The sequence below is a fragment of the Pseudomonas eutrophicaquae genome (assembly GCF_023544715.1).
Taxonomy (GTDB): Bacteria; Pseudomonadota; Gammaproteobacteria; order Pseudomonadales; family Pseudomonadaceae; genus Geopseudomonas.
The window spans coordinates 1-14,692 of record NZ_JAMJEZ010000019.1 but is presented as its reverse complement, the minus strand read 5'-3'; the positions used below and the strand labels follow the sequence as shown (position 1 = coordinate 14,692).

Annotated in this window: 13 protein-coding genes; 11 read left to right on the top strand and 2 right to left on the bottom strand. The window is 67.5% G+C overall.

Annotated features, from left to right (window positions below; translation table 11 throughout):
- Positions 1-20: 20 nt before the first annotated feature.
- Together MXC11_RS09315 and MXC11_RS09310 are read left to right on the top strand one after the other, a co-directional pair.
- Positions 21-1,286 carry a HAMP domain-containing sensor histidine kinase gene (locus MXC11_RS09315; RefSeq protein WP_250009327.1) on the top strand — a complete coding sequence of 422 codons (1,266 nt, stop codon included), beginning with the start codon at positions 21-23 and terminating at the stop codon, positions 1,284-1,286.
- Positions 1,283-1,927, top strand: a complete 645-nt coding sequence (locus MXC11_RS09310; protein WP_250009319.1) for a response regulator — start codon at positions 1,283-1,285, stop codon at positions 1,925-1,927. Before MXC11_RS09315 ends, MXC11_RS09310 begins: the two co-directional genes overlap by 4 nt.
- Positions 1,928-2,024: 97 nt before the next feature.
- Here MXC11_RS09310 and MXC11_RS09305 read toward each other — a convergent pair whose 3' ends face one another.
- Positions 2,025-2,669, bottom strand: coding sequence for a pentapeptide repeat-containing protein (locus MXC11_RS09305; protein WP_250009312.1), 645 nt, complete (start codon positions 2,667-2,669; stop codon positions 2,025-2,027).
- A gap of 144 nt (positions 2,670-2,813) precedes the next feature.
- A complete protein-coding gene (gene exaA, locus MXC11_RS09300; RefSeq protein WP_250009306.1) occupies positions 2,814-4,688 on the bottom strand; it encodes a quinoprotein ethanol dehydrogenase in 1,875 nt (624 codons plus the stop codon).
- Positions 4,689-5,010: 322 nt separating this feature from the next.
- Between exaA and pedF the strand changes: the two genes are divergently transcribed.
- The 9 genes from pedF to MXC11_RS09255 all read left to right on the top strand — a co-directional run.
- A complete protein-coding gene (gene pedF / locus MXC11_RS09295; protein ID WP_250009305.1) occupies positions 5,011-5,451 on the top strand; it encodes a cytochrome c-550 PedF in 441 nt (146 codons plus the stop codon).
- Positions 5,452-5,457: 6 nt separating this feature from the next.
- Positions 5,458-6,360: a substrate-binding periplasmic protein gene (locus MXC11_RS09290; RefSeq protein WP_250009541.1), complete on the top strand. Its 903-nt coding sequence runs from the start codon at positions 5,458-5,460 to the stop codon at positions 6,358-6,360.
- Positions 6,361-6,450: 90 nt separating this feature from the next.
- Positions 6,451-7,206, top strand: coding sequence for a quinoprotein dehydrogenase-associated SoxYZ-like carrier (locus MXC11_RS09285; protein ID WP_462938117.1), 756 nt, complete (start codon positions 6,451-6,453; stop codon positions 7,204-7,206).
- A 147-nt stretch (positions 7,207-7,353) separates the two neighbouring features.
- Complete coding sequence (locus MXC11_RS09280) at positions 7,354-8,289, top strand: quinoprotein relay system zinc metallohydrolase 1 (protein ID WP_250009291.1); 936 nt, start codon at positions 7,354-7,356, stop codon at positions 8,287-8,289.
- 191 nt (positions 8,290-8,480) lie between these two features.
- A complete protein-coding gene (locus tag MXC11_RS09275) occupies positions 8,481-9,605 on the top strand; it encodes a Re/Si-specific NAD(P)(+) transhydrogenase subunit alpha (protein ID WP_250009286.1) in 1,125 nt (374 codons plus the stop codon).
- Between the two features lie 47 nt (positions 9,606-9,652).
- Positions 9,653-9,967 (top strand): NAD(P) transhydrogenase subunit alpha part 2, encoded by a 315-nt coding sequence (locus tag MXC11_RS09270; RefSeq protein ID WP_090214687.1) that lies wholly within the window; start codon positions 9,653-9,655, stop codon positions 9,965-9,967.
- A 1-nt stretch (position 9,968) separates the two neighbouring features.
- On the top strand, positions 9,969-11,420 hold the full coding sequence (locus tag MXC11_RS09265) for an NAD(P)(+) transhydrogenase (Re/Si-specific) subunit beta (protein WP_250009268.1): 1,452 nt from the start codon (positions 9,969-9,971) through the stop codon (positions 11,418-11,420).
- 236 nt (positions 11,421-11,656) lie between these two features.
- Positions 11,657-13,441 carry a PQQ-dependent methanol/ethanol family dehydrogenase gene (locus tag MXC11_RS09260; RefSeq protein ID WP_250009260.1) on the top strand — a complete coding sequence of 595 codons (1,785 nt, stop codon included), beginning with the start codon at positions 11,657-11,659 and terminating at the stop codon, positions 13,439-13,441.
- Between the two features lie 256 nt (positions 13,442-13,697).
- On the top strand, positions 13,698-14,692 hold a 995-nt coding region (locus MXC11_RS09255), incomplete at its 3' end, for an aldehyde dehydrogenase family protein (RefSeq protein ID WP_250009254.1).

Below are 14,692 nucleotides of genomic sequence, written 5' to 3'. Positions count from 1 at the left end.
CGACTGTCGAGGCCTGAGCCATGGCCGCGCCGCTTTCCGCCCTGGGTCGCGCCAGCCTGCTGGTCAGCGCCCTGTTCCTCGCCGTGCTGCTGGTCTGTCTGGCGCTGGTGCTGCGCCAGGCCGAGCTGGACATCCGCCGCGAACTGCAGGCCGCCGACAGCGTGGCGCGCTTCCTCGCCCTGCGCGCGGCGGACGATCCGGCGCTGCTCGACGCCAGCCTGACCGCCAACCTGCGCCATCTGGAGCTGGACTGGGGCGACGGAGTCCGCGCTGGCGCCGTGGACAATCCCCTGGCGCACTGGCTGGCCGGGCGCTTTGCTGACCTGCCGGTATATCGGGTGGCGCTGAGCGACGGGCGCAGCCTGAGCATCCGCGTCAGCCCGCTCGACGAGCTGGACGAGGTGTGGGAGTCGCTGCTGCAGCTCTTGGTGCTGTTTCTGGTTGCCTGGCTGCTGTGCCTGGGCGCCAGCGCCTGGCTGGTGGGGCGCGGCCTCGGCCTGCTCACTGAGGTGCTGCGCGCCCTGCAGGCGATTGCCGGCGGCGCGCTGGACACCCGCCTGCCCGAGTACGCGCAGCCCGAGGCGCGGCGCCTGGCCGGGCAGGTCAACGCCATGGCCCAGGCCCTGCAGCAGGCCGGCGCCGACAACCAGGCGCTGACCGCCGCCCTGCTGGACACCCAGGAGCGCGAGCGCACCCGCCTGGCCCAGGCGCTGCACGACGATGTCGGACAGATCCTCGCCGGCATGCGCGCCCAGCTCTACCTGCTCGGCCATTGCCACGACCAGCCGCAGCAGGTCGCAGCGATCAGCCGGCGCCTGCAGGACACCAGCGAGCAGATGCAGCAGAGTTTCCGCCGTCTGGTGCGCGATCTCTATCCGGTGATGCTGGAGCACCTCGGCCTCGGCGAGGCGGTGCGCCAGCACGTCGAGCAGTGGCAGGCGCAGCAGGGGCTGCCCTGCGCGCTGGAGCTGGACGAGGCGCTGCCGCGCCTGCGCGACGAGGCGCGCGCGCACGTGTTCCGCCTGCTGCAGGAGGCGCTGACCAATGTCGCCCGGCATGCCGGCGCGCAGCGCGCCGAGGTGCGCCTGACCTGTCGCGGCGCCGACCTGCGCCTGGAGGTGTGCGACGACGGGCATGGCCTGCCGACGCCGCTGCGCGAGGGCGTCGGCCTGCGCTCGATGCGCGAGAGGGCGCGCTGCCTCGGCGCCGCCTTGCAACTGCACGACGCCGCGCCGCGCGGCCTGCGTCTGTGCGTGGAGATTCCTTGGCGGGAGTGGACTGCATGAACATCCTGATCGTCGACGACCATGCGGTGGTGCGCCAGGGCTATGCCAGCCTGCTGGCGACCCTGCTCGATGATGTCGTGGTGAGCGAGGCGGACAACGGCGAGGACGTGCTGCAGCGGGTCGCCCGCGAGTGCCCGGACCTGCTGATCCTCGACGTCGGCCTGCCCGGCATCAGCGGCCTGGAAACCGCCCGGCGCCTGCTGGCCCGCGAGCCGCAGCTGCGCGTGCTGTTCTTCAGCATGCACGACGAGCTGCCGGTGGTGCGCAAGGCGCTGGAGACCGGCGCGCGGGGCTATCTGACCAAGAGTGCGCCGCCGCAGGTGCTGCTGGAGGCGGTGCGCAAGGTGCTGGCCGGGCATACCTACATCGAACACGGTCTGGCCACCGCGCTGGCCTGCGCCGGCCAGGAAGGCCAGGACCCGCGCCTGCGCGGCATGACCCAGCGCGAACTGGAGATCTTCGTGCTGCTGGCCCGCGGCGTCGCCCTGCGGCAGATCGCCGAAAAGCTGTGCATCAGCGCCAAGACGGTGTCCAACTACCAGACCCTGTTGAAGAACAAGCTGCAGGTCGGCAGTCAGAGCGAGCTGGTGCATCTGGCCATCGACACCGGGCTGCTGCGGGTGGGGCAGGTGGGTGCGTAGGGACGCAGTATCGCAGGGTAGAAAACCCGCGCAGCAATTTTCCACCGCCCCTGCGGTAGGCAATTGCTGTGCGAGTTGCCAATCCTGTACATTTTTTTCAGTTTTCCCAGTCTTGCGGGCAGGCACTGCAGCCTTCCATGTTGGTGCCTTGGAAGGTGGCGTAGTGCCGACGTGCGCCTGCAAGGTTGACGGCCTCCAGGTTGGCGTCGTTGATCTTGGCTTCCTGCAGGTTGGCGTCGCGCAGGGTCGCGCCCTTGAAGTCGGCCTTGTTCAGCCAGGCCATTTCCAGGTTGGCGGCGGTGAGGTTGGCGTCGTGCAGGCGCGCCGCGGACAGGCGGGCGAACTCCAGGTTGGCACCGGTCAGGTCGGCGCCGGTGAAGCGGGTGGCCTGGCCGTGCGCGGCCCAGCCGTTGATCGCCACCAGCCGCGCGGCGGAAAAGTCGGCCAGGCGCAGGTTGGCCTGCTGCAGGCTGGCGCGGGTCAGGTCGGCCTGGTGCAGCTTGGCCTTTTCCAGGTTGGCCAGGTCGAGGTTGGCGTGGCGCAGGTCGGCGCCGGAGAGGTCAGCGCCGGCCAGGTTGATGCGGCGCAGGTCCAGGTGACGCAGGTCGGCGCCGCGCAGGTCGGCGCCGGGGCACTGGCTTTCCGCTTCCAGGCGGCAGCCGTTGATGACGGTGACGCCGTCGTCGGCGACCGCCTGGGCGAGGGGGGCGAGCAGCAGGGCGAGAGGCAGGAGTCGTTTCATGGCGGCATTCCTGTAGGGTGCGCCGTGCGCACCGAGGGGGAATGGGTGCGCATGGCGCACCCGGCGGGCGGTGGGCGACAAGGAACGGGGGCGCAGCGCGCCCCCGTCGGCCCCGGGCGGCGGAGAGACGTCCGGGGCCGTTGCTCAGCGCTGGGCGGTCTTGCTATCCCAGCTCGGCAGCTTGAACACCCAGAACGAGCCGCCCTGGGCGACCGGCTTGGTCAGCTCGGCCATGTCGCCACCCCACAGCGGCACCGCGCCGCCGTAGCCGGCGGTCACGCCGATGTACTGCTCGCCGTCCTGCTCCCAGGTGACCGGCGGGGAGATGATTCCGGTGCCGACGTTGAATTTCCACAGCTCCTTGCCGGTCTTGGCGTCGAAGGCCTTGAAGTAGCCGTCGCCGGTGCCGGTGAACACCAGGTTGCCCTTGGTGGCCAGTACGCCGGCCCACAGCGGCAGCTTCTCCTTGTGCTCCCAGGCGACCTTGCCGGTGGTCGGGTTCATCGCGCGCAGGATGCCGACGTGGTCGTCGTACATGCGCTTGATACGGAAGCCCTGGCCGAGGTAGGCGGAGCCTTTCTTGTAGGTGACCTCCTCGGTCCAGTAGTCCTCCTTCCAGTGGTTGGCCGGCACGTAGAACAGTCCGGTGTCCTGGCTGTAGGCCATCGGGTTCCAGTTCTTGCCGCCGAGGAACGGCGGGGAGACTTCGATGGACTTGCCGTGCTTCTGGCCGGGCTCGGGCAGCGGCGGACGCTGGCCTTCGACTTCCACCGGGCGGCCGGTCTTGAGGTCGATGTGGCTGGCCCAGGTGATGCCGTCGACGAACGGGAAGGCGTTCTGCAGCTTGCCGTTGGCGCGGTCGACCACATAGAAGAAGCCGTTGCGGTCGGCGTGGGCGGTGGCCTTGACGGTCTTGCCGGACTTGTCCTTGTAGTCGAACAGCACCAGCTCGTTGTTGCCGGAGAAGTCCCAGGCGTCGTTGGGGGTGTGCTGGTAGAACCACTTCACCTCGCCGGTGGTCGGGTCGACGCCGACCTGGCCGGAGGTGTACAGGCTGTCGTAGTCCTTGGGATCGCCGCCGTCGGCGGTGCGCGCCCAGCCGTTCCAGGGCGCCGGGTTGCCGGCGCCGATGATGATGGTGTTGGTTTCGGCATCGAAGCTGGCGCTCTGCCACGGCGCGCCGCCGCCCTGGCTCCAGGCTTCCTTCTTGCCGGTCGGGTGGTTGGGATCGTCCGGCCAGGAGGGCGCCTTGATGTCGCCGGTCGGGGTGCTTTCCTTGCCGTTGAGGCGGCCCATGTGGCCCTCGACGAACGGGCGCATCCAGACTTCCTCGCCGGTTTCCGGATCGCGGGCGAACAGTTGGCCGACCACGCCGAATTCGTCGCCGGAGCTGCCGTGGATCAGCAGCACCTTGCCGCTCTTGCCGTCCTTCACGATGGTCGGCGCGCCGGTCATGGTGTAGCCGGCGCCGTGGTCGCCGAACTTCTTGTTCCACACCACCTTGCCGGTATCCTTGTTCAGCGCCACGACGCGCGCGTCCAGGGTGCCGAAGTAGACCTTGTCGCCGTAGATGGCCACGCCGCGGTTGACCACGTCGCAGCACGGGCGGATGTCGTCGGGCAGGCGGTGGCTGTAGCTCCACAGGCGCTTGCCGGTCTTGGCGTCGAGGGCGAACACCCGCGAGTAGGAGCCGGTGACATAGATCACTCCGTCATGGACCACGGCCTGGGACTCCTGGCCGCGCTGCTTCTCGTCGCCGAAGGAGAACGACCAGGCCGGAGTCAGCTTGAACACGTTATCCGCGTTGATCTGGGCCAGTGGGCTGTAGCGCTGGGCATGGGTGCCCATGCCGTACTGCAGCACATTCTGAGTACTGACGTGGTCGTTGGCGATGTCTTCCCAGGTCACCGGCTTGGCCATGGCCGGCACGCTGAGGCCGAGGCCGGCGGCCAGAACCAGGCAATGGATGGTGCGGCCCAGCAGGTGCGGGGTGGATGGCAGGAACGTTGTTGTTGTCATGGGGCGGTATCCCTGATCGGTGGTGGAAGGCTGCCGCGAAGCAGCCGCTCACCCCGATGGTGGCTGCGCACCGATTCCCGGGATAGGGAAGCCTTCCCGCGCTCTCCGGGAAAAAATCCCTTTCTAAACAATGAATTGCTCTGCTACCAAGGGCCTTGTCCGAAGGCACTGCAACACTGCTTCGAAAGTCTTGTACCAAGGGAGTAGGGCGCGGACACCAAAGCAGGATACTGGCGGTGGCCGGGGCCTCCCTAAGATGCGGCCAACACACTCCCGTCCCGGAGTGCATCGCCTTGCACCGCATCTGAAACGAGGTCCCGTCATGAATAACAAGAAACTGCTGAGCGCCCTGCTGACTTCCCTGGCCCTGGGAGCTGCCACCCAGGCCCTGGCCCACGGCGACGTCACCCCGCAGGTGGTGAACACCGCCGGCCTCGAACAGCTGGGTGAGGAATGGCGCGACGAGAACCCGTACCGCAAGCCCCACGCCGATCATGATAAGGCCGTGGAGATTGGCTCCTCGGCCTATAACCAGAACTGCGCCCGCTGCCATGGTCTGGAAGCCATCTCCGGCGGCATCGCCCCTGACCTGCGCGAGCTGGAGGCCAGCATCGATGGCGACGAGTGGTATAAGGAGCGGGTAATCAATGGTGCAGTACGCGATGGTGCGGTGTACATGCCACGCATGGCCGATCACCTCAGCCAGGAAGCGCTGTGGGCGATCCGCACCTACATCGAAAGCCGCGCCGAAGCGGCGCAGTAAGCCATGATGGCGCGCCTGTTCCTGCTGTTGCTGTGCCTGGTCGGGCTGGGAACGGCCCAAGCACAGGTACGTGCCTTCGACGACATCGTCGCCTCGGGCGTGCTCAAGGTGGCGGTGTACGAAGACTTCCCCCCCTACAGCTTCCGCGCCGACGGCCAGGCGCGGGGCGTCGACGTCGAGCTGGCGCAGAAGCTGGCCGACAGCCAGGGCCTGGCCCTCGAACTGCTGTGGGTCGCGCCGGGCGAGAAGCTCGAAGACGACCTGCGCAATTTCGTCTGGAAGGGCCACTACCTGCGCCCGGACGTGCTGGCCGACGTGATGCTGCGGGTGCCCTACGACCGCGAGTTTTCCTACAAGCGCAACGAGCTGGGCGAGCTGGTCAACGAACTGGTGGTGATGTTCGGCCCCTACCAGCGCGAGCGCTGGCAGGTCGCCCACGACACCCGCCGGCTTGCGGAGGTGCCCAGCGTCGCGGTGTTCGGCTACCACCCGATCGGCGTCGAGCTGGAGAGCGTGCCGTCGTTCTACATGAGTTCGGTGTTCGGCGGACGGATGAGCCGCAACACCCGCCACTTCGCCAGCCCGCCGCTGGCCTTCGCCGCGATGCGCGAGGGGCAGGTGGATGCGGTGATGGCCATGCGCGGCGAGATCGACTGGCTGCTCCACGAGGCCGGCGATCCTCAGCTCAAGGCCGCCGACAACGCCTATCCGGAGATGGGTCGCCAGCAGTGGGACATCGGCATGGCGGTGCACGAGAGCAACCGCCAGCTGGCCTACGCCCTGGAGGGCGGGCTGGTCGAGCTGATCGGCGCCGGCGAACTGGCGAAGATCTACGCCCGCTACGGGCTGCGCTACGAGGTGCCGGAACTGTACGAGGGCGAGGTGCAGGCGCAGACCCGCGGCGACTGAGCGATCGCTCCCACGCTCCGCGTCCCTGTTTGCGAGCGCCGGAGCGCTATCGGTGCGCACGGCGCACCCTACACGGGAAGGAGGCAGGGAATGACGATCCGAAGCATGGGTCTGGCGCTGGGCTGGCTGCTGTTGAGCGGCCCCTTGTGGGCCGGCGAGAGCGATCCGCTGCAGTCGCCGATGTGGAGCTTCCACCAGACGCGCTTTCTCGGCGCGGCGCCCTACGAGTTCGACGAGCGGGTGCGCCTGAGTGCGCCGCCGTTCGCCGAGGATGCCCGCCAGGTGCCGATCAGCATCGATGCTACGGCGCTGGGCAGCGAGGTGGTGCGCATCCTCGCCTGGGCCGAACTCAATCCGATTCCGCAGATCTTCAGCTTCGTCCCTACGGGGCCGGTGGCGCCGCGTATCGCTCTGAATATCCGCGTCGAGCAGTCCACGCCGATCCGCGCTGCGGTGCTGACCCGCGACGGCGTCTGGCATATCGGTTCGACCCGTATCGATGCCGCCGGCGGCGGCTGTACTGCGCCCAGTGCGGTACGCGCCCAGGGCGGCTGGGAAGACCACCTCGGCGAGGTGTTCGGCGCACGCTTCCCGATGGGCGAGGGCAGCCGCCTGCGGCTGCGGGTGTCACACCCGATGGACAACGGCCTGTCCAGTGGCATCCCCGAGTTCTTCGTTGAGCGTGCCGAGCTGCGCAGCGAGGCCGGCGAGGTGCTGGCCAGCCTGGAGCTGCACCCCTCGGTGAGCGAGAACCCGACCCTGACCCTACAGCTGGGCGACCGCGAGGCCGGCCAGCGCCTGTGGCTGCGCGACAACAACGGCAACGAATTCGAAGCGGCGTTCTGAGCTTCGCCATCCGGCGCCGCGCCGCTGCGCGCGGCGCTTCCCTGCGGTTCGCCCCGCCCGATCCGGACGTTCGGCGCGGTGGGTCTCCCGGGCGCGGTGCGCGGGCGCCGGGCGGGCCGCGCTCCCCCATCCCGCAAAGGAGACACCATGCGTCTGTTCAGCCTGTTTGTGGCGCTCTTCCTCAGCCTGCCGCTGGCGGCGGCCGAGCTGGTCTACGCTCTCGAACCGCGCCGGATCGCCGAAAACACCTGGCTGCTGGAAGGCAGCACCGAGAACTTCGCCATGAGCAACGGTGGCGACATCGTCAACGTGGCGTTCATCGTCACCGAGGCCGGGGTGGTGCTGATCGACACCGGCATCTCCAGGCGCTACGGCGAGGCGCTGCGCGCCGCCATCGGCCGGGTCACCGAGCGGCCGATCGTCCTGGTGATCAACACCCACCATCACCCCGACCATGTGTTCGGCAATCAGGCCTTCAGTGATCTGCCCATCGCCTCGCTGGCGCGCACCCGCGAGCTGCTCGCCGAGCAGGGGCCAGCGTTCGCCGACAACCTGTATCGCCTGCTCGGCGACTGGATGCGCGGCACCGAGGTGCTGCTGCCGGGCGAGACGCTGGAACCCGGCGTGCGCGAAATTGGTGGTCATCGCCTGCGCATGCTGGCCTTCAGCGGGCATACCGGTGCCGATCTGGCGATCCTCGACGAGACCACTGGGGTGTTGTTCGCCGCCGATCTGGTGTTCTACCAGCGCGCCCTGACCACCCCGCAGGCGCTGGGGCTGCAGGTCTGGCTGGACGATCTGGCTGCGCTGGAGAAGCTGCCCTATGCGCTGCTGGTGCCCGGCCATGGCCCGGTGGCCAGCGGGCGCGAGCCTTTTGCGCAGATGCGCGACTACCTCGGCTGGCTCGACGGCCTGCTGCGCGACTCGGCCGCCGCTGGCCTTGACATGAACGAGGTGATGAACACGCCGATTCCCGAGCGCTTTGCAGCCATCAGCCAGAGTCGTTTCGAGCTGACCCGCACGGTCACTCACCTGTACCCGAAGTACGAGGCGCAGGTGTTCCGGCAGGTCAACAGCGACTGATTTGCGACTTTCCGGTCGGATGCCTTATCCCTATGGCTAAAGTCGCATTGCAATTATCGTACCGTATTCAAATCAAGGCGTTGCCGGCCTGTTCGAGAGCTTTGCACAATGCTCCGGCCGCAACGCCCGGCCTTCTCCGGCCCTGCGGCACGCCCCCCGGGAACTATGAAATTGTCTAGGGAGACTTGCCCGTGCAGATAGGTATACCCCGCGAAACCCACGATGGCGAAACCCGCGTGGCCGCCACCCCGGAGACGGTCCGGAAATTTGTCGCCCAAGGCCATCAGGTCGTCGTTGAGGCCGGCGCCGGGCGCGCCGCCTGCATTACCGACGGTGATTATGAGGCTGCCGGCGCCCGCCTGGCCGATGCCGGCGCCGCCCTCAGTGCCGAGCTGGTGCTCAAGGTCGCCGCCCCCAGTACCACCGAGCTGACGCAGATGCGTCCGGGTGCGGTACTGGTTGGCATGCTCAACCCCTTCGACGGCGCGCAGATCGAGCGCATGGCCGCGCAGGGCATCACTGCCTTCGCCCTGGAGGCGGCGCCGCGCACCTCGCGGGCGCAGAGCCTCGACGTGCTGTCCTCGCAGGCCAATGTTGCTGGTTACAAGGCGGTGATGCTCGCCGTCGACCACTACCCGCGCTTCATGCCGATGCTGATGACCGCCGCCGGTACGGTGAAGGCCGCCCGCGTGCTGGTGCTCGGTGCCGGCGTCGCCGGGCTGCAGGCGATTGCCACCGCGCGGCGCCTCGGCGCAGTGATCGAGGCCTCGGACGTGCGTCCAGCGGTCAGGGAACAGGTGGAGTCGCTCGGCGCCAAGTTCATCGACGTGCCCTGCGAGACCGACGAGGAGCGCGAATGCGCCGAAGGCGTCGGCGGCTACGCGCGGCCGATGCCGGCCTCGTGGATGGCGCGCCAGGCCCAGGCGGTGCACGAGCGCGCCCGGCAGGCCGACATCGTCATCACCACCGCACTGATCCCCGGACGCCAGGCGCCGACCCTGCTGCACGAGGCCACCGTGGCCGAGATGAAGCCCGGCTCGGTGATCATCGACCTGGCCGCCGCCCAGGGCGGCAACTGCCCGCTGAGCGTGCCCGGCGAGGTGGTGGTGCGCCACGGCGTGACCCTGGTCGGCCACACCAACCTGCCGGCGCTGCTGCCGGCCGACGCCTCGGCCCTCTACGCGCGCAACCTGCTGGACTTCCTCAAGCTGGTGCTCGACGGCGAAGGCCGCTTCCACCTCGACCGCGACGACGACATCGTCGCCGCCTGCCTGATGTGCGAAGGCGGCCAGGTGCTGCGCCGCAACGCCGCCTGAGCCCGCCCGTCAGCCCCCTTCGCGGACCTCCTACAAGGACAACAACCATGGATCCGATCTCCGACGGTCTCTACAACCTGATCATCTTCGTGCTGGCGATCTACGTCGGCTACCACGTGGTGTGGAACGTCACCCCCGCACTGCACACCCCGCTGATGGCGGTCACCAACGCCATCTCCGCCATCGTCATCGTCGGCGCCATGCTGGCCGCGGCGCTGACCGAAACCGGCCTGGGCAAGACCATGGGCACCCTGGCCGTGGCGCTGGCCGCGGTCAACGTGTTCGGCGGCTTCCTGGTCACCCGGCGGATGCTCGACATGTTCAAGAAAAAGGCGCCGAAAGCCCCGGCGGAGGGTCGTTGAGATGAGCATGAACCTGATCACCAGCTGCTACCTGGTTGCCTCCATATGTTTCATTCAGGCCCTCAAGGGCCTCTCCCACCCGACCAGCTCGCGCCGCGGCAACCTGTTCGGCATGGTCGGCATGGCCATCGCCGTGCTCACCACCGTCGGCCTGATCTACAAGCTCGGCGCGCTCTCCCTACAAGAAGGGGGGACCACCGCCGGCCTCGGCTACGTGATTTTCGGCCTGCTGCTCGGCGGCACGGCCGGCACGCTCATGGCCAAGCGCGTCGAGATGACCAAGATGCCCGAGCTGGTTGCCTTCATGCACAGCATGATCGGCCTGGCCGCGGTGTTCATCGCCATCGCCGCGGTGGTCGAGCCGCAGTCGCTGGGCATCGTCGCGCAACTGGGCGAGCCGATCCCCGCCGGCAACCGCCTGGAACTGTTCCTCGGCGCGGCCATCGGCGCCATCACCTTCTCCGGCTCGGTGATCGCCTTCGGCAAGCTGTCGGGCAAATACAGGCTCCGCCTGTTCCAGGGCGCCCCGGTGACCTTCGCCGGCCAGCACTGGCTGAACCTGGCCATGGGCCTGGCCATCCTCGGCCTCGGTCTGGCCTTCACCTTCAGCGGTGACCTGACCGCCTTCGCCGTGCTGGTGGCGCTGGCCTTCGTGATCGGCGTGCTGATCATCATCCCGATCGGCGGCGCCGACATGCCGGTGGTGGTGTCGATGCTCAACAGCTACTCGGGCTGGGCGGCGGCCGGTATCGGCTTCTCGCTGAACAACGCGATGCTGATCGTCGCCGGCAGCCTGGTCGGTTCGAGCGGCGCGATCCTCTCCTACATCATGTGCAAGGCGATGAACCGCTCGTTCTTCAACGTGATCCTCGGCGGCTTCGGCGCCGAAGCCGGCGCCGGCGTTCAGGACGGCAGCCAGGAACAGCGCCCGGTGAAGAGCGGCTCGGCGGACGACGCCGCCTTCCTGCTGGGCAACGCCGACAGCGTGATCATCGTCCCCGGCTATGGTCTCGCGGTGGCCCGCGCCCAGCACGCGCTGATGGAACTGGCGGAGAAACTGGCGCACCGCGGGATCAGCGTGAAATACGCCATCCACCCGGTGGCCGGACGGATGCCGGGACACATGAACGTGCTGCTGGCCGAGGCCGAGGTGCCCTACGAGCAGGTGTTCGAGATGGACGACATCAACCCCGAGTTCGGCCAGACCGACGTGGTGCTGGTGCTGGGCGCCAACGACGTGGTCAACCCGGCGGCGAAGACCGATCCGCACTCGCCGATTGCCGGGATGCCGATCCTCGACGCGTACAAGGCCAGAACCGTGATCGTCAACAAGCGCTCGATGGCCAGCGGCTATGCGGGCCTGGATAACGAGCTGTTCTACATGGACAAGTCGATGATGGTGTTCGGCGACGCCAAGAAGGTGCTCGAAGACATGGTCAAGGCGGTCGGCTGACCCCCGGCCTCGGCCGCCCCGGACCCTCGGCGCCGCAACCGCCACCGTGCCCCGGTGGCGGTTGCGGCGTCTTGCCGTTGGCGCGGCGCCTGCCGCCTGGCGGGCGGGTATTGCTACCAAGGAAGCAGGTCTTTGCTCCCCGCGATCAATTGTTGCGCCACCCCCTGCGGCGAAGAATTCGTCACAGACCGGGAAAAATTCCCGGCAATAACAATGAACCCGCAGAGGTAGCCGCAATGAAGCACTCCGGTCTCACCCATTCCTTCGCCAGGACCACGCTGGGCCTCGCGCTGGCGCTGTCCGGGCTGTCCGCCTGGGCCGTCACCGACGAGGACATCCTCAAGGACGCGCAGACCCCCGGCGAGGTGGTCACCAACGGCCTCGGCCTGCAGGGTCAGCGCTACAGCACCCTGGATACCCTCAACGCCAACAACGTCACCCAGCTGCGGCCGGTATGGGCGTTCTCCTTCGGCGGCGAGAAGCAGCGCGGCCAGCAGGCCCAGCCGCTGATCAAGAATGGCGTGATGTACATGACCGCCTCCTACTCGCGGGTGTTCGCGGTGGATGCGCGCACCGGCAAGGAACTGTGGCAGTACGACGCGCGCCTGCCCGACGGCATCATGCCGTGCTGCGACGTGATCAACCGCGGCGTCGCCCTGTACGGCGACCTGGTGATCTTCGGCACCCTCGACGCCAAGCTGGTCGCCCTGAACAAGGACACCGGCAAGGTGGTGTGGAAGAAGACCGTGGCCGACTACAAGGCCGGCTACTCGATCACCGCCGCGCCGCTGGTGGTCAACGGCAAGCTGATCACCGGCGTGTCCGGCGGCGAGTTCGGCGTGGTCGGCAAGATCGAGGCCTACAACCCGAAGAACGGCGAGCTGCTGTGGACCCGTCCGACCGTGGAAGGCCACATGGGCTACGTCTGGAAGGACGGCAAGAAGGTCGAGAACGGCATCACCGGTGGCGAGGCCGGCAAGTCCTGGCCGGGTGACCTGTGGAAGACCGGCGGCGCGGCGCCGTGGCTGGGCGGCTACTATGACCCGGAAACCAACCAGCTGCTGTTCGGTACCGGCAACCCGGCGCCGTGGAACTCGCACCTGCGCCCCGGCGACAACCTCTACTCGTCCTCGCGCCTGGCGCTGAACCCGGACGACGGCACCATCAAGTGGCACTTCCAGACCACCCCACACGACGGCTGGGACTACGACGGCGTCAACGAACTGGTGTCGTTCAACTACCAGGACGGCGGCAAGACCGTGAAGGCGGCGGCCACCGCCGACCGCAACGGCTTCTTCTACGTGCTCGACCGCACCAACGGCAAGTTCATCCGCGGCTTCCCGTTCGTCGACAAGATCACCTGGGCCAAGGGCCTGGACAAGAACGGCCGGCCGATCTACGACGACGCCAACCGTCCGGGCTCGCCCAGTGACGCCGGCGCGCAGGGCAAGACCGTCACCGTGGCGCCGTCGTTCCTCGGCGGCAAGAACTGGATGCCGATGGCCTACAGCCAGGACACCGGGCTGTTCTACGTGCCGTCCAACGAGTGGAGCATGGACATCTGGAACGAGGGCACCGCCTACAAGAAGGGCGCGGCCTACCTGGGTGCCGGCTTCACCATCCACCCGCTCAACGAGGACTACATCGGCGTGCTGCGCGCCATCGATCCGAAGACCGGCAAGGAAGTCTGGCGCTACAAGAACTACGCGCCGCTGTGGGGCGGCGTGCTGGCCACCAAGGGCAACCTGGTGTTCACCGGCAATCCGGAAGGCTACCTGATGGCCTTCGACGCCAAGACCGGCAAGAAACTCTACGAGTTCAACACCGGCTCGGGCGTGATCGGCTCGCCGGTCACCTGGGAGATGGACGGCGAGCAGTACGTCTCGGTGCTGTCCGGCTGGGGCGGCGCGGTGCCGCTGTGGGGCGGCGAGGTGGCCAAGCGCATCAAGGACTTCAACCAGGGCGGCATGGTGTGGACCTTTAAGCTGCCCAAGGAAGTGGCGGCGGTGGCCAAGCGCTGACCGGGCACTCGGCGATGCTTGGCTGAATCTGGACTACCCGATGGAGGCGGAGCGATGGCTCCGCTTCCGTCGTTTCAGGCTGTTTGCAGCGGCCATTTTCAACAACTTCATTGGCCAATGGTGACGACTTACTACCAAATAACAAGTTTCGCTGTGCCATTGGTGCATACCGGGCCGCTGAGCGGACTGCCAACATCCACTCACAGTCCACGCAAGCATCAGGTCGGACAGCGACAATAAAAGAGAGGCTACGAGCATGATCTACGCACAACCGGGTACCGCAGGCGCCATCCTTTCTCTCAAGCCGCGCTATGGCAACTACATTGGTGGCGAGTTCGTCGCACCGGTCAAGGGTCAGTATTTCACTAACACCTCGCCGGTCACCGGCGAGGTGATCGCCGAGTTCCCGCGATCCACTGCTGAGGACATCGAGCTGGCGCTGGATGCCGCACATGCTGCCGCTGACGCCTGGGGTCGCACATCGGTGCAGGACCGCTCCAACATTCTGCTTAAGATCGCCGATCGGATCGAACAGAATCTGGAAGTGCTCGCCGTCGCCGAGACGTGGGATAACGGCAAAGCTGTGCGCGAGACCCTCAACGCTGACGTACCGCTGGCCGTTGATCACTTCCGTTACTACGCAGGCTGTATCCGCGCGCAGGAAGGCTCTGCCGCCGAGCTCAACGACAATACTGCTGCCTACCACTTCCACGAGCCGTTAGGCGTGGTCGGGCAGATCATCCCCTGGAACTTCCCGCTGCTGATGGCCGCCTGGAAGCTGGCGCCGGCGCTCGCAGCGGGCAACGCCATTGTCCTCAAGCCGGCCGAGCAGACCCCGCTGTCGATCACTGTGCTGATGGAGCTGATCGGCGACCTGCTGCCGCCGGGCGTGCTCAACGTGGTACAGGGCTTCGGCCGTGAGGCCGGTGAGGCACTGGCCACCAGCAAGCGCATCGCCAAGATCGCCTTTACCGGCTCGACCCCGGTCGGCTCGCACATCCTCAAGTGCGCCGCCGAGAACATCATCCCCAGCACCGTCGAGCTGGGCGGCAAGAGCCCGAACATCTTCTTCGAAGACATCATGCAGGCCGAGCCTGCGTTCATCGAGAAGGCCGCCGAAGGCCTGGTGCTGGCGTTCTTCAACCAGGGTGAGGTGTGCACCTGCCCGTCGCGCGCGCTGATTCAGGAGTCGATCTACGACGCCTTCATGGCCGAGGTGATGAAGAAGATCGCCCAGATCAAGCGCGGCAA

Coding starts and splice junctions, on each gene's coding strand:
- MXC11_RS09315 (WP_250009327.1), top strand. CDS start 21: ATGGCCGCGCCGCTTTCCGCCCTGGGTCGCGCCAGCCTGCTGGTCAGC.
- MXC11_RS09310 (WP_250009319.1), top strand. CDS start 1,283: ATGAACATCCTGATCGTCGACGACCATGCGGTGGTGCGCCAGGGCTAT.
- MXC11_RS09305 (WP_250009312.1), bottom strand. CDS start 2,669: ATGAAACGACTCCTGCCTCTCGCCCTGCTGCTCGCCCCCCTCGCCCAG.
- exaA (WP_250009306.1), bottom strand. CDS start 4,688: ATGACAACAACAACGTTCCTGCCATCCACCCCGCACCTGCTGGGCCGC.
- pedF (WP_250009305.1), top strand. CDS start 5,011: ATGAATAACAAGAAACTGCTGAGCGCCCTGCTGACTTCCCTGGCCCTG.
- MXC11_RS09290 (WP_250009541.1), top strand. CDS start 5,458: ATGGCGCGCCTGTTCCTGCTGTTGCTGTGCCTGGTCGGGCTGGGAACG.
- MXC11_RS09285 (WP_462938117.1), top strand. CDS start 6,451: ATGACGATCCGAAGCATGGGTCTGGCGCTGGGCTGGCTGCTGTTGAGC.
- MXC11_RS09280 (WP_250009291.1), top strand. CDS start 7,354: ATGCGTCTGTTCAGCCTGTTTGTGGCGCTCTTCCTCAGCCTGCCGCTG.
- MXC11_RS09270 (WP_090214687.1), top strand. CDS start 9,653: ATGGATCCGATCTCCGACGGTCTCTACAACCTGATCATCTTCGTGCTG.
- MXC11_RS09265 (WP_250009268.1), top strand. CDS start 9,969: ATGAGCATGAACCTGATCACCAGCTGCTACCTGGTTGCCTCCATATGT.
- MXC11_RS09260 (WP_250009260.1), top strand. CDS start 11,657: ATGAAGCACTCCGGTCTCACCCATTCCTTCGCCAGGACCACGCTGGGC.